Raw genomic sequence first — 23,006 nt, forward strand, 5'->3', positions numbered from 1 at the left:
TTCATGACGGTTCGGCCATGGCTGGTGCCATCTGCAAGGGGAGCTTCAGGGTAAAGATCGTTCCGACACCGGCCTCGCTGTCGACGGTGATGCGTCCGCCCATGCGCAAAATCCGGTCGCGCGCCTCATATAAACCAATCCCCATCCCTGCGTTTCCCTTGGTGGTTTGAAAGGGCTTGAACAGCCGATTCTTGAGAAAGGCCGGTTCCATACCGCTCCCCGTGTCTTCAATTTGAACAATAGCCCAACCCCCTTCGGTGTAAAGATTGAGATTGATTGAGCCGTCATCCGGCGTAGCTTCTTGAGCATTTCTTACAAGATTGAGTAGTACATTTTTAAGACCTTCCTGGTCGCCGATGACCGCCGCGGGTTCACGCAGGTCGAGCCGGGGCAGGGGCGAGCGGTGGCTGCTGGCCTCGGAGACCTCGGCGAGCAGCCGGTCCAGCGGGATGATGCGGCTCGGTGTGTCGGGAGTGGCCTGGGCGTGGCGCAGCTGGGCCAGGGTCCGTTCCAGCCGGTCGCGGGCATTGCCCACCGTGTTCAGGGCATCGCGGACAAAGTCCGGATTGGACAGGTGACGCTCCGCGTTGGAGCACACCAGGGAGAGCTGGGCCGAGACGTTCTTGAGGTCGTGCACCAGAAACGCCGCCAGTCGATGAAAGGCCTCGAACTGGCGGGCCTCCAGCAGGGCCTCGTCCGTCTGCACCAACGCGACATACACCGCGAGCTGGCGCCCGGCAGTTTTCAGGAGATCGCGTTCCTCCCAGTCGATCTTGCGCGGTGCGCGCGGCTGGGCGAGCACGACGAACCCCTGCAGGCGCTCGCCCTTGAGCAGCGGCACCACCACCCACAGGCGCGTGTTCTGCGCCAGCCACTCCGGCAGTTGCAGGCCCTGATACAGCTCGGGGTCCCGGCGGTATTCGTTGAGGTCGATGACCCAGCCGGTGCGCGCGACGAACTCCACCAGCGCCCCGTCGGGCTCCTCCGGGGGATAACTCGGATCGCCCAGGTTCAGTACCCCGTCCAGGGCATAGGTGCCGTTGCGGTCGCGCACCCACAGCAGGCCCCCGGGGCTGTCCACCAGCTCGCCGATCGCCTGGATGGCGCGCTGGCGGAACGGGATCTCGTCATCCTCGGCCGAGAGCGTGCCGGTAAACCGCAGCCACTCCTGGCGATAATCGAACGAGTAGCGAAAGAAGTGCTTGGCCAGGAAGACGCGCAGGCGCGAGCGCAGGCTGCCCGAGGCGACGATGACGGCCAGCAGCAATGCGGCACCGAACAGAAAGACCGCCTGCAGGAAGGCGCCCAGGTCGCCGCCGACATGCCGCAGGTAGTAGCCGGCGGCCCCGATGGCGAACAGATAAAGCCCGGCGCCGATCAGTGCTGCGGTATGGAACAGCAGGTGGCGCGAGACCACTGGGGCCTCGCGGGCCTGCAGCGGCCGGCGGGCCAGGGAAATCGCGATCAATGGCACGACCAGGGCATTCACCAGGCCGCGGGCTTGCCAGACGGGGCTGTTGATCGCCCCGAACAGCACGAGATCGGCAAACAGGAACAGGTCGAAGGCGAACATCGCCCCGAGGCCCAGGCTCAGGAACTTGATCTCCCAGCGCCGTTGCAGGGGCGTATTGCGAAAGACCTGCTCGACCAGGACCAGACCCAGCACCGCCATGCCCAGCATCGCAGTGCCCACCCAGGCGCCATAGGTCAGCGGGAGCGGCAGGGCGAGGGCCACGAACAGCCCGGACATCAGGGCAGCGGTGACGATCATCGCGGTCCGCAAGGGTGCGGGCGGTCGCGCGGCAGATTCGCCGCGGCGCGCGAGCAGCGCGAACAGGACCGCAAACCACCCGGCGTTGCGCAGCACCTCGAAGGCCCCGCCCGAGACCGGGGCCTCGCCGATCTCGCGCGCTACCAGCGCCATGTGCAGCGCCCAGATCACGGACAGCAGCGCCGCACCGGCGACCCACAGGCTCCCCGGGCGCTGCCGCCAGGTCCACAGGGCCAGCACCACCAGGACGAGAAAGGCGAGGGCGGCCAGGAGATAGCTGGGCGCGGCGAGATTCATGGCTCAGCGGGCCCCGCGGCCAAACAGGACGACGCGGACCGTCTCGAACAGGATCATCAGATCCATGAACAGGCTGTGGTTCTTTACGTAGTACAGGTCGTACTGGAGCTTTTGCCGTGCATCCTCGACCGACGCGCCGTAGGCGTAGCGCACCTGGGCCCAGCCGGTGATGCCGGGGCGGATGCTGTGGCGGGCGAGAAAATACGGGATCTCTTTGCTGAGCTGTTCCACGAACACCGGGCGCTCCGGGCGCGGCCCCACGAACGACATGCGCCCCTGAAATACGTTGATGATCTGCGGCAGCTCGTCGATGCGCAGCTTGCGGATCACCCGGCCCACGCGCGTGATGCGGTCGTCGTCGCCGCTGGCCCAGCGGGCCACGCCGTCCCCTTCGGCATCACTGCGCATGCTGCGGAACTTGCAGATCTCGAACGGCGTGTTGCCCTGGCCGACCCGGGTCTGCCAGTAGAGCACCGGCCCCGGGCTGTCGAGCTTGATGGCGATCGCGGTCAGCAGCATCACCGGCAGGGTCGCCACCAGCAGGGCCGTGCTCGCGACCAGATCGAAGCTGCGCTTGACCACTGTGCGTGGCCAGTACTGCCGGAAGCCCTCGCCAAACACCAGCCAGCTGGTGTTGATTCCGTCCAGCTGGAGTTGGCGGTCCTCTCGTTCAAAGAAGGTCGACAGGTCCGTGATGCGAATGCCGTTGAGCTTGCATTCCAGCAGCTGGTTGATCGGCAGGTTCTCGCGGCGCTCGCGCATCCCCACCACGATCTCCTCCACCCGCAGCGAGCGCGCCACATCCAGCAGGTTGGTCTTGTCGTCCAGCACCCAGAGTCGCTGCTGGTCCACCAGCCGGTCGGTCTCGCGTTCGGTCGCCACATAGCCGACGACCTGATAGGTGGTATCGCCCCCGTCGGCTCTGGCATGGCGCATCTCCAGTGAGCGCGCACGGCTGCCCGTGCCCAGGACCAGGACGCGCCGCTTGAAGGCGTCGGTCTCCGACAGCCCGCGAAAGAGGCTGCGCTCCGCCGTCAGGCTTGCCAGCAGGATGATCCCGCCACTTCCCACGATCGCTGGGGTCAGTATGTTGCTGGCCGTGAACAACCCGTAGATCGCCAGCGCGCCACCGGCCAGGATCAGGGCCCCGCCCAGGCGCACCACAGCGGATCGCAGGTTGAATGTTGCCAGGCACTCCTGCTCGTAAAGCCCCACCAGCATCACCGCGAACAACACCACCGCCACGGCGATCAGGAGTTCCGGCATCCAGGGATCGACCGGACCCTGCGACAGCACGAACAGGGCAAGTGACAGGTAGAGCGCAATGTAGATCGCAACCAGCTCCAGCCCCACCAGCGCCAGGACTCGCCGCGATACGTAATGTCCAAGTATGCGCATGCTCAAGATGCCCCCCGGTCACCTCCCCCAGAGCCGGGGAGACGATCGATGCCTGTTTCTTTCCCGAAACCGGGTCGTCCGCTTGGCTTGTAACCCGCGGGCGCGACAAGAGGCCTTGCCGCGCCCGCGCCGGTCAGAAGCGGCGTTCCGGGATGATCAGGATGTCGCCCGGCAACATGTCCACGTTGGCCGAGATGTCGCCCCCGTAGATCAGGTCGTTCAGGCGGACGCGGTACTGCTGGCGCTCGCCGTTTTCGTTGCGTACCAGCACGGCGCGGTTGCCGGCCGCGAAATCGGTAATCCCGCCGACCGCGATCATCACGTCCATCACCGTCATCTCTTCGCGGTACTGCAGCGCCTGCGGCTCGGCCGCCTGACCGATCACGCGCACCTGGCGGTCATAGGGGCCGGCAAAGCTGGTCACCATCACCGTCACGATCGGATCCCGGAGGAAGTCGGATAGCTTGTCCTCCATGTCCCGCGCCAGCTGGCTGGGCGTCCGGCCGCTGGCCTGCACGTCCTCCACCAGCGGCGTGGTGATCTGGCCATCCGGTCGCACCGCCACTGCGGTGGACAGGTCCGGGTTGTTGCGGACCGCGATATTCAGCGTGTCTCCGGGACCGATGATGTACTGGTCCACCACCGTTTTTTCCACGGTCGAGGGGGCATCCGGATAGGGCGTGGTGGTGCAGGCGCTGGTCGTCACCAGCACGAATGCCAGGGACAAAATAAGAACAATAAAAGCGCTTTGTGGGCTGGTCTTGACGGTCATCGCTTGTCTCCCCTTTGGGCGTGTAAGGAAACGCTTCCGCTTCCTTGAGTCAGTCCAATTTGACACCGCCGACTTCATTGTCCGGCGAAACCCGGACCCGGCCCTGATCGTGCCCGGACCAGTCTCCGTTTAGCCTCGGAACGGTGCGGGCAATAGCAAGCACTTATTAGTATTGGCTATTCCCCTGGATAATCGATGTTAGACGTGACCCTCGGCTCAGACCATCAGTCTTTAGACTGACGATGGGGTGTTTTCCGTTCGGTTTATTTGGTCCTTTAAAATCCCGTTGGTGGGCTCAAAATAGGGTCCTTCATTTTGCGTCTACTACCGGGGAAAAACGTTGGACCCCATCCCTCTGCGTCTGCTAGCCAATTGGCTTCTGCTACCTCCTTCCGGTCCTCTCATACTTGCCATTATCGGGTGGGCTATTTACCGAACAAATGTTGGAAAAGTGCTGTTGGTAATCGGCCTTCTGTTGAGCTATTCCTTGTCTACTCCTGTATTTAGTTACGCCCTCATAAAGCCTTTACAGGAGGGTTTTGCGCCGCCGGACGACAACCAGCTGGCGGACGTACAAGCGATTGTGGTGCTGGGGGCGGGGTATCGCAGTGGAGCCGAGGAGTTCTCGGGCGAGACCGTCCACGACCTTGCACTGGTGCGCCTGCGTTACGCGGCGTACCTGCACCACCGCACCGGGCTGCCCGTGATGGTTTCGGGGGGTGGCCCCGAGGGGCGAGTTCCAGAAGCCGACTACATGGCAGAGGTACTGAAGGAATATGGCGTCCACCCGATCCTGCGGGAACCCAATGCACGCGACACCTGGGGCAATGCCCGGCATTCCGCCGAGCAGCTGCACGCAGAGGGGATCGAGCGCGTGGCACTCGTAAGCCATACCCACCACATGCCGCGCGCCACATGGTCATTCGAGCGCGCGGGGCTGGAGGTCATCCCGGCCCCGACTGGCGCCTATGTGCCGCGAGATAACGGCTGGTCCCTGGAGGGCTTTCGCCCACAGGCCAGTGCGCTCTGGGCCAGCTGGCTCGCACTGCACGAGTACTGGGGCATGACCTGGTATCGCTGGCAATACGGGCCGGAATAGCCCGGCACGACACTCTTTTATTACAGCCGTTCGATCAACGACGAGGCGAAGGTTCGACGATGAAAATCCTGGTAACCGGTGGAGCGGGCTATATTGGTTCACATGTCGTGCGCCAGTTGCTGGCCGATGGTCACGACGTCGTCGTGTACGACAATCTCAGCACGGGGCACCGCTGGGCCATTGGGCATGCCGCGCTGATCGTCGGCGACATGGCTGACCGCCAGCGCCTGCACAGTGTCCTTGCGGACTACGCGTTCGACGGCGTTCTGCACTTCGCCGCCAGGATCGTCGTCCCGGAGTCGCTGGCCGATCCGCTGGGGTACTACGGCAGCAACACACGCAATACCCTGAACCTCCTGGAGGGGTGCCAGGCGACGGGCGTGCGCTTCCTCGTCTTTTCCTCGACCGCCGCGGTATACGGCATCCCGGAAAATAACCCCGTCGACGAAACCAGTCCGCTGCTGCCCATCAACCCCTACGGCGCCTCCAAGGTGATGTCCGAGCGGATGATCGCCGACTTCGGCCAGGCGAGTGATCTCCGTTACGTCTGTCTGCGCTATTTCAACGTGGCCGGTGCGGCCCCCGACGGGACGCTGGGCCAGGCCACTCCCAACGCGACCCACCTGATCAAGGTGGCCTGCCAGGCCGCCCTGGGCGAGCGCGAAAGCATCACCGTCTTCGGGACCGATTACCCAACCGCCGATGGCACCTGCGTCCGCGACTACATCCATGTCGAGGATCTGGCCGCGGCCCACCTTCGCGCGATGGACTACCTGGTCGCGGGCGGCTCCTCGCAGGCCCTCAACTGCGGCTATGGCCACGGCTACAGCGTGCTGCAGGTCCTCGAGTCCGTGCAGCGCATCAGCGGTTACCGATTCCCCGTCATCCATGGCCCCCGCCGCGCCGGCGATCCGCCCGCCCTGACCGCAGACGCATCCCGAATCCGCGAGCTCCTGGCCTGGTCACCCGAATACGACGATCTGGACCTCATCGTCCGCCACGCCCTCACCTGGGAACGCCGCATGACCACCGCCGCCGCACCCCACCTGGCCGTCCGGCTCCACCCCCTGCCCATGCCGGAAACCACCGCCCACGCCTACGGCGCCCCCTGATCCTCCGCCGACGCGGTCGTCCTCAAGCGGGCAGCCTCTCCCGTTACAGGACCGTGCGGCGGGCGAGGTGCAGGAGCCGGGCGGGCAGTTCGTAATCCAGCTCCCAGACAATGCTCATCGGCTTGCTGCCCTTGTGGTGCTGGTAGCGCACCGGGCCGCAGAAGGTGAATGGCTCACTGAGGCCCGTCGCATCACGCTTAGCCCGGCGAATGAACAGCATGGGGGTGTAGCCACGCGCCTCGTGGTGGATGTAACGCTGCCCGGTCTCCGAGGTGGGGGAGGTGCCGGACTGTGACTGCCAGTGGAACCGCCGCTCGTTGAGGGCGTAGTCCTCGTACATGGTGGTGGGCGAGAACTCCTGTTCGGATTTCTCCAGGGTCACGAACAACGCATCGACCCGTCGCTCCGGTACGTGCCGCACACCCTCCTGCTGGGTGATCGGCTTCTCCAGGCTGCCAAGTCCCAGCGCCAGCAGGATCTGCTCGCGGGTGTAGGACGCGTGCAGTTCCAGCGGCCCCGTCTGCTCCGGGAAGGTGATGCCGCTGGCGGGGACGATACGCTCATGTCGCCAGGCGGCGACTTCCTGGAGATCCCGGTACAGAGGGCGCTGTTCGCGGACGAAGGCATCCACGGCGGTTAGGTCCCCGTTCCCCGGCCGCGTCTTGCCCCATAGGGTGCTGTGGACGAGGGTCAGCCGGAGCCGATCTTCTTCGGCAAGCTGCTCCACGTTCGCGGCCGGCTGCGCCAGATGGGTCTGAAGGGTTTCCAGCAACTGGTGATCGTCACACCGCGCCAAGCGCTGCAGCCCGCGTTTGAGGCCGCTGGCATAGGGGCCCAGCGCTTCGGTCGACTCGCCTCCGCAGTCCGCGCGCAGCCGGGAGGGCAGGTCCTTGCGCAGCAGGTCTTCCGCTTCATCCATATGCAGGCAGTCCAGCATCTTGGGCAGGCTGGCGGAGTCGATGTCCTCCCGGAAACAGTCCTTCAGCTCGCGGACGAGCTGCGGTCGCTGGCGGTTGATCTGCGCACGGATGTTGTCGAGGACGTGCTGGGTGGCCAGGCGGTCGAGGTGGATCAGGCAGCCGCTGGGTAACCAAGGGAAGCCTTCCTGGATTTGGTGATCCACCCGCTTCTCCGGCCGCGCGCTCAGGGCCCGGAACCGAGTGGCATAACGAAAACGCCGATCCTGTGGCGCGACGAAATCCAGCACGGTCAGGTGCGGCTTGCCCTCGTGCAAGCGCAAACCGCGGCCCATCTGCTGCAGGTAGACCGTCAGGCTCTCGGTCGGGCGCAGCAGCAAAACGGTGTCTACCTCCGGCAGGTCCACGCCTTCGTTGTAGAGGTCCACCGTGAAGATGAAGCGGATGCGCCCCTCGCGCAGGTCGCGCTGTACCGACTGACGCTCGTGATCCGAGCTGTCGCCGGTCAGCACCGCGCTGGGCACCTGCTTGGCCGAGAAATGTTCGGCCATGAATCGGGCATGGGCGCGACTGATGCAAAAACCCAGGCCTCGGACCGAGCCGGGGTCCGTGGCGTGCTCATGGGCCTGCTGCCGAACCCATTCGGCGCGTGCCCGGTTGCCGGTGAACACCCCTTCTAGTTCTTCGGCGTCATAGCCCCCGCGCCGCCAGCTCACCCGGCGCAGATCCACGGACTCATGGTCGGCCACACCGAAGTAATGGAACGGCACCAGCAGGCGCCGCTCGATCGCATCCGGCAGGCGGATCTCGTGCGTGTAGCGCTGCCCGAAGTATTTGCGGATGTCATCGGCATTCGTGCGCTCCGGCGTCGCCGTCAGGCCCAGCAGGCACTTGGGCTGCACATGATCGAGGATGCGCTGGTAGCTGCCGGCGGTACTGTGGTGCGCCTCATCCAGCACCACGTAATCGAAATGCTCCGGGGCCAGCCGATCGAGGTCTCGGGCGTTCCAGCTCTGCACCGTACAGAACAGGTGGCGGTCCTGACTCGGGCGCGCCCCGCCCACCAGCACATCGCCAAACTCGTGGTCTTGCAGCACTTGCCGAAAGCTGGCCATCGCCTGACGCAGGATCTCCTCGCGGTGGGCGATGAACAGCAGCGAGGGGCGCCCCTTATCCGCCTGCTCGCGCGCAAAGCGGCGATAGTCGAACGCGGCGATCATGGTCTTGCCGGTCCCGGTGGCCGCGATCACCAGATGGCGGGCGATCCCCGAACGGCGTTCGCGCTGGATGTCCTCCAGGATCTCCTGCTGAAAGGCATACGGTCGCAGGTCGAAGAACGCGGTGGCGTCTTTCGGCGCTGCTGGTCCCGAGCTGGATTCCGACTCCAGTGCCTGTTGCAGGCGGGGTAAGTCGTCCGTGGTGAGCGGTTCGAACTCCGCCGGGTCTGCCCAATGCGCCTCGAACGAGGTCTGGATCTGGCGCCACATATGCGGCAGCTCGTATTCGCTGACCTTGGCCGTCCACTCCAGCCCCTCATCCATCGCCACCCGCGAGACATTCGCCGAGCCGATGTAGGCGCTACCGAAGCCTGTGTTGCGATGGAACAGGTAAGCCTTCGCATGCAGGCGCGTGCGGTGCGTGTCGTACGAGACCCGAATCTCGGTGTTCGGCAGGCTTAGCAGAAACTCGATCGCCTTGAGATCCGTAGCCCCGAGGTACGAGGTCGTCGCGATCCGCAGCCTGGGCGAGCCATCGGCCGTCGGGGTCTCCGTAAAGCGCTTCAGCGTCTCGCGCAGGGCGCGAATGCCACTCCACTTGATGAAGGACACCAGCCAGTCGGCCCGCTCCGCACTGGCCAGCTCCTTCTCGATCTGCGTGATCAGGCTGGGTGTACGATCGGATCCAGTCAGCAGGCTGGACAGAGCCAGCGGAACATCCGGCCGTGGCGTCTCCTGCTGCCCAACCTGATCAGCCGACGGGGAACGCACCTCCAGCAACTGCCGAAACGGCGGCTGCGGAAGGTCCTCCTCGATCCCCGAAAGCGGATGCCCCGCCGCCGCCAACGCATCCGCCAGCCCCTGCACGGCCCGCGTCCAGTCGTCGTGTCCCTTTTCCCGCAGCTCACCCGCGCGCTCCGCGAGCCGCTGAGACAGCTCGGCGACGAGGCTCATCCCCAGATCGTCGCCCTCTAGGCTCTGGCTCCAGCGGGCGTGGTCCTCCAACCCCAAGGCCTCCAGCGCCTGCCGTAACCGCGGCGTATCTAATCGTTCATGCAAGCCGACCCATTGGGCGCCGGACAGGGATTTGACGGCACTATCTCGGCTCATTCCGAACGTGCAGCGATAAAGGTTTCGAGCAATGGGATGTCCGCCGGCGCCAGCTCGAGCCCGCGCCCCTCCTGCGGCGACACCCAGCACCACCGATCGTGCACGGTCAGCACCGGGCTTTCGTCATCCGTCCACGCGCGCAGCGCCACCAACTCAAGGCCTCCATTACCCGGAATCGGCGTGCGCCCGATCTCTTCCCCCACCCGGAGCCCCATCGACAGCTCTTCCCGAAATTCGCGGCACAACGCAGCCTCCAGGTCTTCCCCCGGTTCCGCCTTCCCACCGGGAAATTCCCAATACCCCGCCAGCGCTTGATCGGCCCCGCGACGCGCCAGAAAGATCCGCCCCTGTGCATCCTCCAGAACGCCGCAGACCACCACCGCCTGATTCGCTTCTATGAGCGTTTCCAACACGGCTCTCCATTTCGCCTGGTCCGATCGTACCAGGGAACGCGGCCACGGCTCCCGCCGGACGCTCGTTTCTCGGGCACGCGTGGTGCCTAGTTCCGTCACGCGACACTGCGATAACGGTGATATACGGATTCTGTAAAACACCGTGCTCTGTCACGCCCCTGCCGCCAATCTCCTCGTCTCGATCCGACTCAGTCCACCCGGAGGCACGCAATATCAGCCATTTCTTCCCACCTGCGTTGGACCGGCCGACCGATGTAAGTCGTGGAGAACAAACCGAATGTTGTTCGTCCAAGCGGGTGCGCCGTTCTGCCGCTCGACGCGACGCCTAATACCATGATAAAAGAATGGTTTATCTGTGGTGGTGTGCCATCGAGAGAAAAACACCGAGATGACATGCAGAATCTGTATACCACCAATATGACAGATTCTGGCTAATCTACTGTTAGCGTCGAAATCAAGGATTGAAAATGAAATTGGAATCGGTACGAATACAGAACTTTCGCGCATTTAAAGACGAAACGATAGAATTTGATAATTACAACTGTTTTGTGGGGCCAAATGGTGCCGGTAAGTCAACCGTCATTAATGCGCTGAACGTATTCTTCCGACAACATAAAGATTCTAAAACGGACTTGAGCAAGCTATCTGCTGATGACTTCCATCATAAGAATACTTCTGATCCAATTTTGATAACCGTCACATTCAGAGACCTATCAGATGAAGCAAAGAAGGATTTGGCTGATTACGTAAGGCAAGAAAAGCTCGTTGTAACTGCACAAGCTGACTACGATGAAGGGACTGAGCGAGCTGAGGTGAAGCAATACGGAAACCGACTTGGCATGACTGAGTTCAAGATTTGGTTTGAAGCGGATAAATCGAAGACCCCCGCCAAAGAATTGAAAGAGATTTATGGACAGCTAAGGAAAAAATGGCCTGGCATTCCAGCGGCTAGCTCGAAAGCTGATATGGCAGCGGCACTAATTGAATTTGAAGCATCCAATCCCGATAGCTGTAGCTTGATTCCAAGTGAAGATCAATTCTACGGAGTTTCCAAAGGAGCCAATCGGCTTGCACCTCATTTGCAGTGGGTCTTTGTCTCCGCGTCGAAAGATTTTTCCGAGGAGGCGGAAGAAAGCAAAAACTCAGCGCTTGGTCAGCTCCTGTCTAGAGCAATCAGGGCCAAGGTAAATTTCACACAAAAGGTGAATGAGCTAAAAGATGATCTGCGGCAAAACTATCAAGAAATGTTGGACGAGGAGCAGGGGGTTCTTTCGAGCGTATCTGATTCGCTTGAAAGAAAATTGAAACTATGGGCAAACCCCAGCGCCACAGCAAAAGTTCTCTGGAAAAGTGACGCTGAAAAATCAATTAAAATTGAAGAGCCCTTTGCCCGTATTGAGATTGGCGAGAAGGGTTTTGAAAGTGAGCTCGCAAGATTTGGTCACGGTATGCAGAGATCTTATCTTCTAACTCTATTACAAGAACTTGCAGATCTGGACGATGAAAACTCCCCAGCTCTAATAATGGCCATCGAGGAGCCAGAGCTTTATCAGCATCCACCCCAAGCTCGTTATCTCTCAGAGGTTTTACAGGAGCTATCAAGAGACCAGTCGCAGATCATCCTATGCTCTCACAGTCCTCATTTTATACCGGGCGATGATTTTCATAAAGTGAGACTTGTTAGGGAGTCTGGCATCCCCGCTTGCTCCGCCGTTTCCTCCCTGAAATATGGTGAGCTCGCGTCAGAACTGGAGAGGGCCGGCGAAAATCCCGTAAAAGAAAGCGGTATGGTTGCGAAGCTTTATCCAACTCTACGCCCAGAAATCAGTGAGATGTTTTTCAGCAAAAGGCTTGTGTTAGTTGAGGGTGTGGAAGATGTGGCCTATATAACATCGTATATACAGTTGATGGAGAGATATGACGATTTTAGGAGCTCTGGGTACAACATTATTCCGGTAGGCGGGAAAAGTGAACTGATAAAGCCTTTAGCCATTGCCAAGCTACTCGATATTGATGTTTTTGTAGTTTGCGATGCCGACACGGACAAGACTAAAGATTCAGAAGTTGGAAAGCACAAGAAAGACAATGCGGCCATTTTGCACTTATTGGGGCACGATAAAGGCGAAAACTGGCCGGATCACCATGTTGAAAAGAACAATCTCAGGATGTGGCAGACGAATATCACAAAGACGGTCGGCCCGGAGTTCGGTGAGCAATGGACGCAGCATATGGATCAAGCGTCTGCATATTACGGCAATGCTGGCGGCTTGAATAAAAACCCTCTCGCAGTATCACGGGCTTTAGAGAGCGCTTGGGAGTCTGGCCTTAGGTCGGAAGCACTGCAGGATCTCGTAAATGAGATGCTATCGACCTAGCTAAGGAAGCTAACAAGGGGATCAGCAGGAGGCCACGGGGTCAGACCTTGCCTTTTGCCCTGCGCTGTCCCTCCCCGAAGCAATCCACCATGCCGTTGATGAAATACGGCAAAGCCCCTTCCCCATCACTTCCAGGGCCACCTTTGACCGCCTCGGGAATGGGGTCTAGCGTCAAAGGACAGGGGCAGATAACGGCCCGACGGAATCCGTTGCAACCTCGCGGAATCGCGAAGGAGGCACATCATGCGCAGCGTAGACAACATGCCGGTGCTCGACTGGCAGGACGGCAAGAACGCCATGCGGGCGAAGTTCCAGGTGATGCACGAGGAGCCGGTGGTGCTGAAGATGCCGGCCGACATGGACTGGTCGGTGAACGAGGGCGAATTCGGCTGCACACTGGACGACAGTGGGATGCCGCGTGACTGCGAAGGCGGCAGCCTGCTGCATCGTCTGGCGGAGCTCAATGACATGCCGGGACTGGAAGATATCGCGAAGGCCTGCGCCTACTCCAGCTCCCGCGTGGATATCGACGCCTCGGGCTCCCGCATCATCGTGCACGACTGATCGGGCCTGCGCCGCCGGCCCGACCGGCGGCGACCCTGCAGCCTGGAGCGGTGGGCGATGGCGGTGATCCACCACGAGATGGAGATCGACGCCACTCCGGAGGCGGTGTTCGAGCTGATGGCCCGGGTGGAGGCGTTCGCCGCCTACAGCGAGGCCATCGAGTCCATCACCTGCGTCGGGCCCGAGCGCTACCGCTGGCGTGTGCGGGTGGCCGGGGTGCCGCTGACGTTCGAAGTGGAGGTGCTGGTCGCGGTCCCGCCGCGCCTGCTCGGCTGGCGCGCGCTGGCCGGGTTGTCCTGCGAGGGCTGCTATCGGCTGACGCCGAGCGCGCGCGGTACGCATCTGGAACTGGCCGTGCGCTGCGGCGACGAAAATCCCCTGACCGATGGCCTGCTCGGCCTGGCGGCCCACCCGCTGCTGGATGCGCTGGGGGCGGAGGTAGTGCGCAACGCCTGGCCGCGGCTCCACGGGGCGTGATCCCTACGCCTGCGCGTGGAACTCGCGGTATTCGTCGAGGAAAGCGAGGCGGGTGGTGTCGGTGACCCGGTCGATGAACAGGGTGCCGTCGAGGTGGTCGATCTCGTGCTGGAACACGGTGGCGAGGAAGCCTTCGGGTTCCAGGTGGCGGGGCGTGCCGTCGGGCTCGTAGTAGTCCACGGCGATGTGGCGCGGCCGGGCAACCTCCCCGCGCAGCCCGGGTACGGACAGGCAGCCTTCCCAGTAGCGTTGCGGGGTTGGGTCCAGCACGGTCACGGTCGGGTTGACGAGGACCAGGCGGCCGGTCGGCACGGCTCCGGGGTAACGGGTATTGCCCGGCTGGATCTCGATCACGGCTACGCGTAGCGGAACGCCGATCTGGGCAGCAGCCAGGCCGAGGCCTTCGCTGGCGTGCATGGTATCGACGAGGTCGTCCACCAGGGCGTAGAGCCCGGGGCTGTCAAAGTCCGAGTCGGGTACCGGGTCGCAGACGCGACGCAGGTCGGGGTGCCCTATACGCAGAATACGGCGAACGCTCATGGCATCATCAATAGTGCCACAGCGACGAAGAACGTTCGCTGCCCGGCGCGTTTGAAGAGGAAATGACCTGGCCGGCTGCCACCTTGCCGGGGTCGTATCCAAAGGTCCTTGTACAGGTCGAGAAGGTAGTAACTCCCCACGATTACGGGAGGGCGTGAGTGACATGAGTGATTATCGCAAGGCAAACAAGAGGGTCGAAGTTTCGGTTGGCGAATCGGTCCGGATCCTGCGTGAGCTTCAGGAAATGAGCCAGAACGATCTGGCGAATGCCTCCGGGATCCCCCAGTCGACCATTTCGGCCATTGAGAATGGCCGCGTACGACTCGGTGTTGATCGTGCCAAGGTCCTGGCAAGGGCATTGCGCTGCCACCCCGCCGTACTCGTATTCCCGGGCTGGGATGTCGAGCATGAGTCGGCCGCATAGCCATCAAGCCATTCGGGGACGCTCAAAGTCGGATCAGGTACCAGGCCGAAGGCACGACGCACGTCGGGGGTCCACGCGCAGGATACGGCGAACGCTCATGGGAAGGATGGTGCCACAGGAGAGATAATGGTGGCCGGGGACGGAATCGAACCGCCGACACGGGGATTTTCAATCCCCTGCTCTACCGACTGAGCTACCCGGCCATTTCTCGGAGGGATTCGCCCTTCGGGCGAAGGGCGGTATTAAAGCGGTCCGGGGCGGCTACGTCAAGCGATCGCCGCCGAACTGCCTGGATTCAGGACTGGTTCGGGTCGACGAAGCCTTCCGGCTTTTCCGAGCCATCTCCGAACAGGAACTTTTCCATTTCCTCTTCCAGGAACTTGCGCGCCTTGGGGTCGACCGGGGTCAGGCGGTATTCGTTGATCAGCATGGTCTGGTGGCTCAGCCAGGCCTGCCAGGCCTCCTTGGACACGTTCAGGTAGATCTTCTTGCCCATCTCGCCGGGATAGGGCGGGAAGTCCAGGCCTTCGGCCTCTTGCCCGAGTTTTACGCAGTTAACGGTTCGTGCCATTGCCGGAATCCTTGTATTCGTGCAGATAACGCTGGATGGGAGCCGGGATGCCGACCGCCCGTGATGTGCCGGGTTTATACCAAATCGCCCTGTCGCCTTCCATGATCCCACACGCGTTCGGCGGGAGCCGGTAGCAGTGGATGCGCAGGTCCAGGTGGTAGTGACTGAAGGTGTGGCGCAACCCGGTGGTGTCGTGTGCCTCGGCCTGCGGCCACTGGCTGCGCACCCACTCGTCGAGTTCGGGCGCCTCAGCTGCCTCGGGAAGGCTGTACAGCCCGCCCCAGATGCCCTGTGCCGCGCGTTGTACCAGCAGGCTGCCCTGCGCGGTCTGCAGGTGGGCGGCGTGGCGGATGCGCGTCGGCAGGCCCTTGCGCGGGCGCGGCGCGGGCAGCTCTCCGGTCCGGTCTTGCGCCAGTGCCTGGCAGTCGCCGGCTACGGGGCACTGCGGGCAGTCCGGGCGCGTGCGCGTACACAGCAGGGCACCGAGGTCCATGATGGCTTGGGTGTAGTCGGCGCAGCGGGTGGTCGGGGTGCGTGCCTCCGCCTCGGCCCACAGTTCCCGCTGCACGGCCGGGCTGCCGGGCCAGCCTTCGATGGCCGCGTGGCGGGCGAGCACGCGCTTGGCATTGCCGTCCAGGATGGGTTCCGGGCGGTCGTGGGCCTGGGCGATGATGGCGGCGGCCGTGGAGCGGCCGATGCCCGGGAGCTGTTCCAGGGCATCGCGCGTGTCCGGAAAGACCCCGCCATGCTCGCTCACGATGTGCTGTGCGGCGTGGTGCAGGTTGCGGGCGCGGGCGTAGTAGCCGAGGCCGGACCACAGATGCAGCACCGTGTCCTGCTCGGCGGCTGCGAGTGCTTCGACGTCGGGGAAGTGTTCCATGAAGCGCAGGAAGTACGGGGTCACCGTCTCCACGCGTGTTTGCTGCAGCATGATCTCGGAGACCCAGACGCGATAGGGCGTGCGCGGGTGCTGCCAGGGGAGGTCGCTGCGCCCGTGCCGGTCGAACCAGACGAGCAGGCGTTCGGCAAAGGGTGTCATCGCGGGGACGTCGAAACGAAGCGGCCGACCTTGAAGGCCGGCCGCTTGACTGCCGAGTTCGCCGGCACGATTACCGCAGGCGCTCGCGCAGGCCGCGCTCCAGCTCGCGCCGCAGGTCGCGTTCGCCGGATTCTTCGGGCTCGCCTTCGGCGTCGTCGCTGCGATCGCCGTCGAGGCGCTGCATCAGGCGGTCGCGCAGGCGGTCTTCTTCTTCGCCCAGGCGTTCGCGGATATCGCCCTCGAAGCGCTCGCGCAGGATGTCTTCCAGATCGAGCCGAAAGCTGGGGTCGCCAAAGGTACCCGAGATACGGATCGGCAGGCGGATGCCGCTCAGGTCTTCCAGAGGCCGTCCTCCCTGGCCTTCGAGGGTGCCCACGATGGTGGTGTTCAGGAGGTAGTCGAGGGTGTCGTCCGTCAGGTCGGCGCTGCCCTCGCCACGCACGCGCAGGAGCGGAGAGTTGGCCACCAGGTCGTCGTTGTGCACGACACCGTCGCGAATGTCGAAGGTGCCAGTCAGGTCGCTGAAGTCGGTCTGGTTGGGTTCGTCCTCTTCCAGCTGTTCGCCGCGCAGGCGTGCCTCCGCTCGGCGGATCACCTGGGCGACGTTGATGCCGCGAACGGCACCGTCGGAGAACTGCATGGAGCCGGAGCCGTTCAACGCGCTGCGCAGCGCGTTGACCGTATTGCCACGGGTGGCGATATCGAGTTCCAGATCGCCGATGCCCATCAGCCGTGCGTCATCGCCCTGCATGTCTTCCAGCAGAGCGCCGATGTCCAGCTCGGCCAGGTCGGCCGCCAGTTCGTAGCGCGGCGTGTCATCGCGTACGTCGACGCGCACACGGCTGGTCAGCTGGCCTTCGTAGGCCTGCGCTTCCAGCGGATCGATGCGCCAGTCGCCTTCGTTGGCGCGGATCTCCAGCTGGATGTTGCGCATCACCATGCCCAGGGCATCCAGGCGCTCCAGTGCCATCTCGCCGCGTACGTCGATCCCGCGCAGCAGCTCCACCGGAAGCTCGATGGCGATGTCGTCATCGTCGTCGCGTTCGCCATTGGAGGGACCGCCCTCGGTGCGGGCCTCCTCCACTTCGGGCGGCAGGTAGCGATCGAGGTTCAGCTCGTTGCCGCTCAGGTTGAAGTCGAACATCGGTCGTTCGCCACTGGTGTCCCACCGGGCATTGCCCGTCAGTCGCGTGTCGTCAATGGTCACCAGGAACGGGCTTAGCTCCAGCGACGTCAGGCTGCCGCGGGCCGACAGGTCCAGCGCCACGCGCTTGAAGGCGTCCGGGTCGTTGGTTTTGGGCGGTTCGAGACCGATGCCTTCCATCAGTTCCGGCACCGAGAAGGTATTGCTGCGCAGTTCGCTGCGCACAGCCAGCTCCTCGCCGGCGCCCAGCCCGGTCAGCTCGGTCAAGCCCGTCAGACGCGCATCACCCAGGCCAACGGTTACGCGTTCAAAGCGCATCTTGGTCTCGTCAGCAATTTCCAGCGCGACGTCGGTTTCCAGCGAGACGCCGACCGGGCGCGGCAGGCCGGCGCCTTCTACGCCAAAGTTCGCGTTCAGGCGGCGGATGGAATAGCGATTGCCCAGGAGGTCCACATTCATCAGGCCCTCCAGGTCCATCGCGAACTCCACCGGTTCGTCCAGGTCACCGCCCTCGGCGCGGATCACGGCCTCCATCTCAAGCGGCGTCTCCACGCCGGGGCGGAAGCGCCCGACCTCCAGGCGGAAGGGGTCCAGTGTGGCCTGCAGCCCGGTCATGCGGTCGTCCCAGTGCACCCGGGTGTTGGTCAGGGTTACACCGGCGATACCGATACGTTCCATGGCCAGGCGCGATTCGGTCGCGGTGCGTTCCTCGCCGTTGTCGCCGGTGACGGCGTCATCGCGAGCCTCCTCGGCACGCTCGGTCAGGTCGTCCCAGTTGGTGCGCCCGTCTTCGTCGCGCGCCAGGTTCAGGCGTACGCCATCACCCTCGATGTGTCGCACGTCCAGCTCGCGGCGCAGCAGCGGCATCACCGCAACGGAGACGTCGACGACATCCAGTTCGGCGAAGGGGTCGTCGCCAAAGCCCTCGGCGTTGCCGAAGCGAACCTCTTCCAGGCGCAGACCGAGGTTGGGGAAGAAGGTCAGGCCGATCGGGCCTTCCAGGGTCAGTTCGCGGCCGGTGGCGTCGCGAACTTCGGCCTCGATGCGCTCCTTGTAGTCGTTGGCGTCGAAGGTCGCGACCAGGTAAACGGCGACAATCACGGCCAAAAGCAACAGGATCGCGATCAGGGCCAGCAGGCGCTTGATCCATTTCATCGGGGTTCTCCTTGCGTCGTGTCCGCCCGCCAGGTGCCGCTGCGGCCGCCACGCTTCTCCAGCAGGCGCACGCCATCGATCACCATGCCGCGGTCCACGGCCTTGCACATGTCATACACCGTCAGCAGTGCGGTGGAGACCGCGGTCAGGGCCTCCATCTCCACGCCCGTCCTGGCGTGGACCTCGCAGGTCGCCTGCACACGGACGGCGGTACTCTCGATATCCAGTTCCAGGGCCACCCGCGTCAGACCAATCGGGTGGCACAGCGGGATCAGGTCACCGGTACGCTTGGCTCCCATGATACCCGCGACACGGGCGATCCCCAGAACGTCCCCCTTGGCATGGCGGCCTTCGCGGATACGCTGCAGGGTCTCCGGCTGCATGTGGATGCGGCCTTCGGCAATCGCCACCCGGTGGGTGATCGACTTGTCGCCGACATCGACCATGTGTGCATGGCCTTCGGCATCGAAGTGAGTGAAATCGTTCATCGTCGCTATAATGCTTGACTTGAACCCGTGATGACAGGGGCCCGCATGACCGTAACTGTTCACTACTTTGCACGCCTGCGCGAGGAAATGGGGCGCGCCGACGAGCAGGCTGACCTGCCCACCGAATCGATCTCCGTGGGCGATCTCTGGCGGCATCTGCATGGCGATGCGCCGCCGGAACGCCTGATGGTGGCGGTTAACCAGGAGCAGGCCGCGCTGGATACGCTGGTGCGGGACGGCGACGAGGTTGCCTATTTCCCGCCGGTGACCGGGGGCTGAGGTGGCGGTCGAGCTCTACAGCGACGACTTCGACCCCTGGGCACTGGTGGCCCGTGCCGAGCGGGACATCCCGGCCGAGGCGCGCGGGGCCGCCAGCGTGTTCGTCGGGCGCATGCGCGACTTCAACGAAGACGACACCGTGACCGGGCTGTTCCTGGAACACTATCCCGGCATGACCGAGCGCGAACTCGAGCGCATCGTCGCCGAGGCCGAGTCGCGCTGGCCGCTGCTGGGCTGCCTCGTTGCGCATCGCGTAGGGGACGTGCGGCCGGGGGATGCCTTGGTGCTGGTGGCCACCTGGTCCGCGCACCGGATCGCCGCGCGCGACGCCTGCTCCTCCATCCTGGAGCGCCTCAAGCACGAGGCCCCGTTCTGGAAGCGCGAACGCCTCGCCGACGGCAGCGACCGCTGGGTCGAGAAAAACACCCCCGGCTCCTGATCCGTCACCACATGCGGTGGCAGAACCCTTGTGGGCGCCTGCTTGCAGGCGAAGCCCCTGCCAAAGCCGGAGGGGGGAGGCAGTCCGGCATTAGCGCAGCGTCAGATAGAGCGTCTGATTGCCGCGGCGCAACTGCAGCTCCAGCGCCTGGTGCGGCGATAGCTGGCGCGGCAGGTCGGCCAGGTGCTCCACGCGCTGGCGGTTGACCGCCAGCAGCACGTCGCCGGGGCGTAGCCCCGCGCGGGCGCCCGGGGTGCCCGCCTCCACGTCGATGATGACGACACGGCTGCGGCTGGCGCCGGGCGGGGTGTGCTCCGCCAGGCGCACGCCCTCCAGCCGTGGATGAATCGCCGCACCCTCGGCCTGACGGATCTCGGGGCGTTCCAGGCGCGCGGTCAGGGTGCGCTCGCGTCCGTCGCGCAGGACCAGCATCTCCACCTCGCTTCCCACCCGCAGCAGACCCAGGCGATTGCGCAGGTCCGCCGCATTGCGCACGGACTGTCCGTCGACGGTCAGCACCACGTCGCCGGCCTCGATTCCGGCGCGGCTCGCGGCGGAGTCCGGTTGTACGTCGGTAATGACCGCGCCCTGGGTAATGTCGAGATCGAAGGCCTGCGCCAGCGCCGGTGTCAGGTCCTGGATGCCGACGCCCAGCGCGCCGCGCTCGACGCGGCCCTCGGCCACCAGCAGGTCCTGGATCTGGCGCGCCATGTTGGTCGGGATTGCGAAGCCGATGCCGATGTTGCCGCCGCCGCGCGCCAGGATGGCGGTGTTGATGCCGACCAGTTCCCCGCGCAGGTTCACCAGCGCACCGCCCGAGTTGCCCGGGTTGATGGAGGCATCGGTCTGGATGAAGTCCTCGAACCCGGAGCCGCCCAGGCCGCTGCGTCCCAGCGCGGAGACGATGCCGCTGGTCACTGTCTGGCCGAGCCCGAACGGGTTGCCGATCGCGACGACGAAGTCGCCAACGCGCAGGGCATCGGAGTCCGCCAGCGGGATCGCGCGCAGGTTCTCGGCGTCGATGCGGATCACGGCCACGTCGGTTGCCGGGTCGGTGCCGACCACCTCGGCCTCGTACTGGCGGCCGTCATACAGGGTGACGAGGATTTCGTCCGCGCGCGCGATCACATGGCTGTTGGTCAGGATGGTGCCCTCGGCCGCATCCACGATTACGCCCGAGCCGAGCCCCTGGCGCTCGCGTTCGCGCTGGCGCTCGGGCATGTCGAAGAAACGGCGGAAGAACGGGTCGTCGAACAGCGGGCTGACGGATTCCACCACGCGGGCGCGGGTGGCGATATTGACGACCCCGGGGATGGTGCGTTCCAGCATCGGGGCCAGCGAGGGCAGGGGCTGGCCGTCGACCTCGGCGGGGAGCTGTCCCAGCGTCGGGCCGGCCCAGGCCAGGGTCGACAGCAGAATCAGGAAAGAGACCAGCCGACGCATGCGCGCTCCTTGTGTCCGTGCACTACGTATCCGTGAACTACGGTGTCAGCCCCGCGCGCGGCGCAAACGAGGACTGTTCCGCCATCTTGCGGTACCAGTCGCCGGCCTCGTCCTCGGGCGGGGTCTGGATCATCAGCTTCAGGTACAGGTCGCCGGGTGGTTTGCCGGGCAGACCCTTGCCCTTCAGGCGCATCTGCTTGCCGGACTGCGAACCCGCCGGGATTTTCAGGTTGACCCAGCCGTGCGGCGTGGGGACCTCGATGGTGGCGCCCAGTGCGGCCTCCCAGGGAGTGATCGGGATGTCGCGGTAAAGGTTGCGGCCCTCGACGCGGTAGCGGCTGTCGGGCTTGATGCGGATCTCCAGCAGCAGGTCGCCGGCCCCGCCGGTGCCCACGCCCGGATCGCCCTGGCCGCGTACGCGCAGGCGCGAGCCGTCCTTGGCTCCCGCCGGGATGCGCACGCGCTGCACGCGCCCGTCGGCGTCGTTGACGGAGATCTCGGTGCCTTTCAGTGCCTGATCGAGCGTGATCTCGACCCGGCCCTCGCGGTCGGCCCCACGCATGTTGAAGCCGCCCGCACCGCGGCGACGGCCCGCGCCGCCCATCCCGGCACCGCCGAAAATGGACTCGAAGAAATCGGAAAAGCCGCCGAAATCGGCCCCGCCTCCGGCACCGGCGCCACGGTGCTGGGTCCAGCCGTCCCATCCGGGCGGCGGACGAAAGTCCTGCCCCTGGCGCCAGTTGGAGCCGAGCTGGTCGTAGGCCTTGCGCTTTTCCGGGTCGCCGAGGGCCTCGTAGGCCTCGTTGACCTCCTTGATGCGCGTCTCGGCATCTGGGTCCTTGCTGACGTCCGGATGATACTTGCGCGCCAGCTTGCGGTACGCCTTCTTGATGGCGTCCTGGCTGGCGTCGCGGCTGACGCCGAGGATCTTGTAGTAGTCCTTGTATTCCATTGCACTCCCAGAGTTGCCTCTGTTCGAACCCCGGGGAACACCCGGATCCCTCCGCGGGTTGTCGGTTCGTAACCGTCTCTCCCCATCATAGCCGGGATCCGGCTGTCACCCGTGTATCGGTCTTGTGAGTCGCCTCGCATGCATCCTTTGCTGACTTCCAAAAAACCGGGCGCCGCCCGCTCGCGCCGGCAGCGCCCGAATCGTCCGCAGCCCCAGCGGTTGCGGACGGGTTTGGTGCCGGATCAGCTGGCGATCTCGATCCGCCGCGGCTGCACACGGGCCTGTTTCGGGATGCGAACCTCCAGCACCCCGTTCTCGGAGCGCGCCGAGATGTTTTCCGCATCCGCGGTGTCCGGCAGCGAGAAGCGGCGGAAGAAGGTGCCGCGCACCCGCTCGATCCGCTTGTAGCCGTTCTTTTCCTCTTCGCTTTCGTGCTTGCGCTCGCCGCGCAGGGTCAGCACGCCATTCTCCATGTGGAGTTCGATGTCCTTCGGGTCCACGCCGGGGATGTCGGCGTGCAGCACGTAGGCATCGGTTTCCTCGCGGATATCGACGGCCGGTGCCCAGTCGGACGTCGCGGCGGAGTCGTCCGAGCCGGGCACATCCGGCATACGGCCGAGTTCGCGCGACAGCTGACCCAGCAGGCTCCACGGTTCGTAACGCATCATTGTCATGGCTTTACCCTCCTCTTCCGGGTGTCAACTCTGACTCACCCATGGAGATAGGGGCCGCGCGAAAAATTTCAAGGGGATTAGAAGGGGGCGCTGGCGCGCTGTCACGGCCGTGGAAGGCGGCGGAAGTCCAGCAGGCGATGCTGGTCGTCGGTGACCAGCTCGAATACGCCATAGACACCGCGCTGATCGAGGTGCTGGCGCAGCAGCCGGGCGGGAAACTGCACGCTGACCCCGCCCTCCGATTCGGCGTAGACGACCGCCGCGCGCCCGGTGTAGTAGTCCTCCATCTCGTGGCGCGAGATGGCCAGGTGCACGCGGTAGCGATGCATCGACCCG

22 protein-coding genes and 1 tRNA gene are annotated in these 23,006 nt (G+C 64.2%); 8 read left to right on the forward strand and 15 right to left on the reverse strand.

All coding sequences use genetic code 11. The features are described 5' to 3' along the window. Window position 1 precedes the first annotated feature (1 nt). The 3 genes from prsK to F579_RS0109650 form a co-directional block, all read right to left on the reverse strand. Window positions 2-2,068 carry an XrtA/PEP-CTERM system histidine kinase PrsK gene (gene prsK, locus F579_RS0109640; RefSeq protein WP_019023401.1) on the reverse strand — a complete coding sequence of 689 codons (2,067 nt, stop codon included), beginning with the start codon at window positions 2,066-2,068 and terminating at the stop codon, window positions 2-4. Between the two features lie 3 nt (window positions 2,069-2,071). Further along, window positions 2,072-3,466 carry a TIGR03013 family XrtA/PEP-CTERM system glycosyltransferase gene (locus tag F579_RS0109645; RefSeq protein WP_019023400.1) on the reverse strand — a complete coding sequence of 465 codons (1,395 nt, stop codon included), beginning with the start codon at window positions 3,464-3,466 and terminating at the stop codon, window positions 2,072-2,074. 133 nt (window positions 3,467-3,599) lie between these two features. Continuing rightward, window positions 3,600-4,238: an XrtA/PEP-CTERM system exopolysaccharide export protein gene (locus F579_RS0109650; protein ID WP_019023399.1), complete on the reverse strand. Its 639-nt coding sequence runs from the start codon at window positions 4,236-4,238 to the stop codon at window positions 3,600-3,602. Between the two features lie 562 nt (window positions 4,239-4,800). Here F579_RS0109650 and F579_RS0109655 point away from each other — a divergent pair. Together F579_RS0109655 and galE are read left to right on the forward strand one after the other, a co-directional pair. Then, complete coding sequence (locus F579_RS0109655) at window positions 4,801-5,337, forward strand: YdcF family protein (RefSeq protein WP_196800378.1); 537 nt, start codon at window positions 4,801-4,803, stop codon at window positions 5,335-5,337. Between the two features lie 59 nt (window positions 5,338-5,396). Continuing rightward, window positions 5,397-6,449, forward strand: a complete 1,053-nt coding sequence (gene galE / locus F579_RS0109660) for a UDP-glucose 4-epimerase GalE (RefSeq protein ID WP_019023397.1) — start codon at window positions 5,397-5,399, stop codon at window positions 6,447-6,449. A gap of 43 nt (window positions 6,450-6,492) precedes the next feature. Here the strand turns inward: galE and F579_RS0109665 are convergent, their stop codons facing one another. Beyond that, window positions 6,493-9,693, reverse strand: a complete 3,201-nt coding sequence (locus tag F579_RS0109665; protein ID WP_026300972.1) for a DEAD/DEAH box helicase — start codon at window positions 9,691-9,693, stop codon at window positions 6,493-6,495. Then, window positions 9,690-10,103, reverse strand: coding sequence for a (deoxy)nucleoside triphosphate pyrophosphohydrolase (locus F579_RS0109670; RefSeq protein WP_019023395.1), 414 nt, complete (start codon window positions 10,101-10,103; stop codon window positions 9,690-9,692). The genes F579_RS0109665 and F579_RS0109670 overlap by 4 nt, the downstream gene beginning before the upstream one ends. 470 nt (window positions 10,104-10,573) lie before the next feature. Between F579_RS0109670 and F579_RS15130 the strand changes: the two genes are divergently transcribed. The 3 genes from F579_RS15130 to F579_RS0109685 all read left to right on the forward strand — a co-directional run bounded on the left by F579_RS15130 (window position 10,574) and on the right by F579_RS0109685 (window position 13,522). Further along, window positions 10,574-12,481: an ATP-dependent endonuclease gene (locus F579_RS15130; RefSeq protein ID WP_081616919.1), complete on the forward strand. Its 1,908-nt coding sequence runs from the start codon at window positions 10,574-10,576 to the stop codon at window positions 12,479-12,481. Between the two features lie 243 nt (window positions 12,482-12,724). Then, window positions 12,725-13,045, forward strand: coding sequence for a hypothetical protein (locus tag F579_RS0109680; RefSeq protein ID WP_018874184.1), 321 nt, complete (start codon window positions 12,725-12,727; stop codon window positions 13,043-13,045). 57 nt (window positions 13,046-13,102) lie between these two features. After that, window positions 13,103-13,522, forward strand: coding sequence for an SRPBCC family protein (locus F579_RS0109685; protein ID WP_018874185.1), 420 nt, complete (start codon window positions 13,103-13,105; stop codon window positions 13,520-13,522). A 3-nt stretch (window positions 13,523-13,525) separates the two neighbouring features. Here F579_RS0109685 and def read toward each other — a convergent pair whose 3' ends face one another. Further along, on the reverse strand, window positions 13,526-14,062 hold the full coding sequence (gene def, locus F579_RS0109690) for a peptide deformylase (protein WP_019023393.1): 537 nt from the start codon (window positions 14,060-14,062) through the stop codon (window positions 13,526-13,528). Between the two features lie 163 nt (window positions 14,063-14,225). Between def and F579_RS14665 the strand changes: the two genes are divergently transcribed. Next, on the forward strand, window positions 14,226-14,486 hold the full coding sequence (locus F579_RS14665) for a helix-turn-helix domain-containing protein (RefSeq protein ID WP_019025616.1): 261 nt from the start codon (window positions 14,226-14,228) through the stop codon (window positions 14,484-14,486). Between the two features lie 127 nt (window positions 14,487-14,613). Here the strand turns inward: F579_RS14665 and F579_RS0109700 are convergent. The 5 genes from F579_RS0109700 to moaC all read right to left on the reverse strand — a co-directional run bounded on the left by F579_RS0109700 (window position 14,614) and on the right by moaC (window position 18,883). Then, a tRNA-Phe gene (locus F579_RS0109700) sits at window positions 14,614-14,689 on the reverse strand. Between the two features lie 92 nt (window positions 14,690-14,781). After that, on the reverse strand, window positions 14,782-15,057 hold the full coding sequence (locus F579_RS0109705) for an oxidative damage protection protein (protein WP_019023391.1): 276 nt from the start codon (window positions 15,055-15,057) through the stop codon (window positions 14,782-14,784). Further along, window positions 15,041-16,096 carry an A/G-specific adenine glycosylase gene (mutY, locus tag F579_RS0109710; RefSeq protein ID WP_019023390.1) on the reverse strand — a complete coding sequence of 352 codons (1,056 nt, stop codon included), beginning with the start codon at window positions 16,094-16,096 and terminating at the stop codon, window positions 15,041-15,043. The genes F579_RS0109705 and mutY overlap by 17 nt, the downstream gene beginning before the upstream one ends. Window positions 16,097-16,166: 70 nt before the next feature. Then, window positions 16,167-18,395, reverse strand: coding sequence for an AsmA family protein (locus tag F579_RS0109715; RefSeq protein ID WP_019023389.1), 2,229 nt, complete (start codon window positions 18,393-18,395; stop codon window positions 16,167-16,169). Further along, entirely contained in the window at window positions 18,392-18,883 is a 492-nt protein-coding gene (moaC, locus tag F579_RS0109720; protein ID WP_018139471.1) for a cyclic pyranopterin monophosphate synthase MoaC, read from the reverse strand. Before moaC ends, F579_RS0109715 begins: the two co-directional genes overlap by 4 nt. A gap of 45 nt (window positions 18,884-18,928) precedes the next feature. Between moaC and moaD the strand changes: the two genes are divergently transcribed. Continuing rightward, entirely contained in the window at window positions 18,929-19,162 is a 234-nt protein-coding gene (moaD, locus tag F579_RS0109725; RefSeq protein WP_019023388.1) for a molybdopterin converting factor subunit 1, read from the forward strand. A 1-nt stretch (window position 19,163) separates the two neighbouring features. After that, window positions 19,164-19,601 carry a molybdenum cofactor biosynthesis protein MoaE gene (locus F579_RS0109730; RefSeq protein ID WP_019023387.1) on the forward strand — a complete coding sequence of 146 codons (438 nt, stop codon included), beginning with the start codon at window positions 19,164-19,166 and terminating at the stop codon, window positions 19,599-19,601. A 90-nt stretch (window positions 19,602-19,691) separates the two neighbouring features. On the opposite strand, the gene F579_RS0109735 is transcribed toward F579_RS0109730, so the two are convergent. The 4 genes from F579_RS0109735 to F579_RS0109750 form a co-directional block, all read right to left on the reverse strand. Next, complete coding sequence (locus F579_RS0109735) at window positions 19,692-21,044, reverse strand: DegQ family serine endoprotease (protein WP_019023386.1); 1,353 nt, start codon at window positions 21,042-21,044, stop codon at window positions 19,692-19,694. A gap of 37 nt (window positions 21,045-21,081) precedes the next feature. Beyond that, window positions 21,082-21,996 (reverse strand): DnaJ C-terminal domain-containing protein, encoded by a 915-nt coding sequence (locus F579_RS0109740; protein ID WP_019023385.1) that lies wholly within the window; start codon window positions 21,994-21,996, stop codon window positions 21,082-21,084. A gap of 242 nt (window positions 21,997-22,238) precedes the next feature. Continuing rightward, window positions 22,239-22,670 carry an Hsp20/alpha crystallin family protein gene (locus tag F579_RS0109745; protein WP_019023384.1) on the reverse strand — a complete coding sequence of 144 codons (432 nt, stop codon included), beginning with the start codon at window positions 22,668-22,670 and terminating at the stop codon, window positions 22,239-22,241. 101 nt (window positions 22,671-22,771) lie between these two features. Then, window positions 22,772-22,999, reverse strand: a complete 228-nt coding sequence (locus tag F579_RS0109750; RefSeq protein WP_019023383.1) for a DUF2835 family protein — start codon at window positions 22,997-22,999, stop codon at window positions 22,772-22,774. Window positions 23,000-23,006 lie beyond the last annotated feature (7 nt).

Origin of the sequence: Thioalkalivibrio sp. ALJ21 (genome assembly GCF_000378605.1) — a bacterium.
Taxonomy (GTDB): domain Bacteria; phylum Pseudomonadota; class Gammaproteobacteria; order Ectothiorhodospirales; family Ectothiorhodospiraceae; genus Thioalkalivibrio.

Excerpts from the sequence above, each read along its gene's own strand:
- F579_RS0109685 (WP_018874185.1), top strand. The coding sequence starts at position 13,103 with ATGGCGGTGATCCACCACGAGATGGAGATCGACGCCACTCCGGAGGCG.
- moaC (WP_018139471.1), bottom strand. The coding sequence starts at position 18,883 with ATGAACGATTTCACTCACTTCGATGCCGAAGGCCATGCACACATGGTC.
- F579_RS0109645 (WP_019023400.1), bottom strand. The coding sequence starts at position 3,466 with ATGCGCATACTTGGACATTACGTATCGCGGCGAGTCCTGGCGCTGGTG.
- prsK (WP_019023401.1), bottom strand. The coding sequence starts at position 2,068 with ATGAATCTCGCCGCGCCCAGCTATCTCCTGGCCGCCCTCGCCTTTCTC.
- F579_RS0109750 (WP_019023383.1), bottom strand. The coding sequence starts at position 22,999 with ATGCATCGCTACCGCGTGCACCTGGCCATCTCGCGCCACGAGATGGAG.
- F579_RS14665 (WP_019025616.1), top strand. The coding sequence starts at position 14,226 with ATGAGTGATTATCGCAAGGCAAACAAGAGGGTCGAAGTTTCGGTTGGC.
- galE (WP_019023397.1), top strand. The coding sequence starts at position 5,397 with ATGAAAATCCTGGTAACCGGTGGAGCGGGCTATATTGGTTCACATGTC.
- F579_RS0109665 (WP_026300972.1), bottom strand. The coding sequence starts at position 9,693 with ATGAGCCGAGATAGTGCCGTCAAATCCCTGTCCGGCGCCCAATGGGTC.
- F579_RS0109715 (WP_019023389.1), bottom strand. The coding sequence starts at position 18,395 with ATGAAATGGATCAAGCGCCTGCTGGCCCTGATCGCGATCCTGTTGCTT.
- def (WP_019023393.1), bottom strand. The coding sequence starts at position 14,062 with ATGAGCGTTCGCCGTATTCTGCGTATAGGGCACCCCGACCTGCGTCGC.
- F579_RS0109735 (WP_019023386.1), bottom strand. The coding sequence starts at position 21,044 with ATGCGTCGGCTGGTCTCTTTCCTGATTCTGCTGTCGACCCTGGCCTGG.
- F579_RS0109705 (WP_019023391.1), bottom strand. The coding sequence starts at position 15,057 with ATGGCACGAACCGTTAACTGCGTAAAACTCGGGCAAGAGGCCGAAGGC.
- mutY (WP_019023390.1), bottom strand. The coding sequence starts at position 16,096 with ATGACACCCTTTGCCGAACGCCTGCTCGTCTGGTTCGACCGGCACGGG.
- F579_RS0109650 (WP_019023399.1), bottom strand. The coding sequence starts at position 4,238 with ATGACCGTCAAGACCAGCCCACAAAGCGCTTTTATTGTTCTTATTTTG.
- F579_RS0109740 (WP_019023385.1), bottom strand. The coding sequence starts at position 21,996 with ATGGAATACAAGGACTACTACAAGATCCTCGGCGTCAGCCGCGACGCC.
- F579_RS15130 (WP_081616919.1), top strand. The coding sequence starts at position 10,574 with ATGAAATTGGAATCGGTACGAATACAGAACTTTCGCGCATTTAAAGAC.
- moaD (WP_019023388.1), top strand. The coding sequence starts at position 18,929 with ATGACCGTAACTGTTCACTACTTTGCACGCCTGCGCGAGGAAATGGGG.
- F579_RS0109745 (WP_019023384.1), bottom strand. The coding sequence starts at position 22,670 with ATGACAATGATGCGTTACGAACCGTGGAGCCTGCTGGGTCAGCTGTCG.
- F579_RS0109680 (WP_018874184.1), top strand. The coding sequence starts at position 12,725 with ATGCGCAGCGTAGACAACATGCCGGTGCTCGACTGGCAGGACGGCAAG.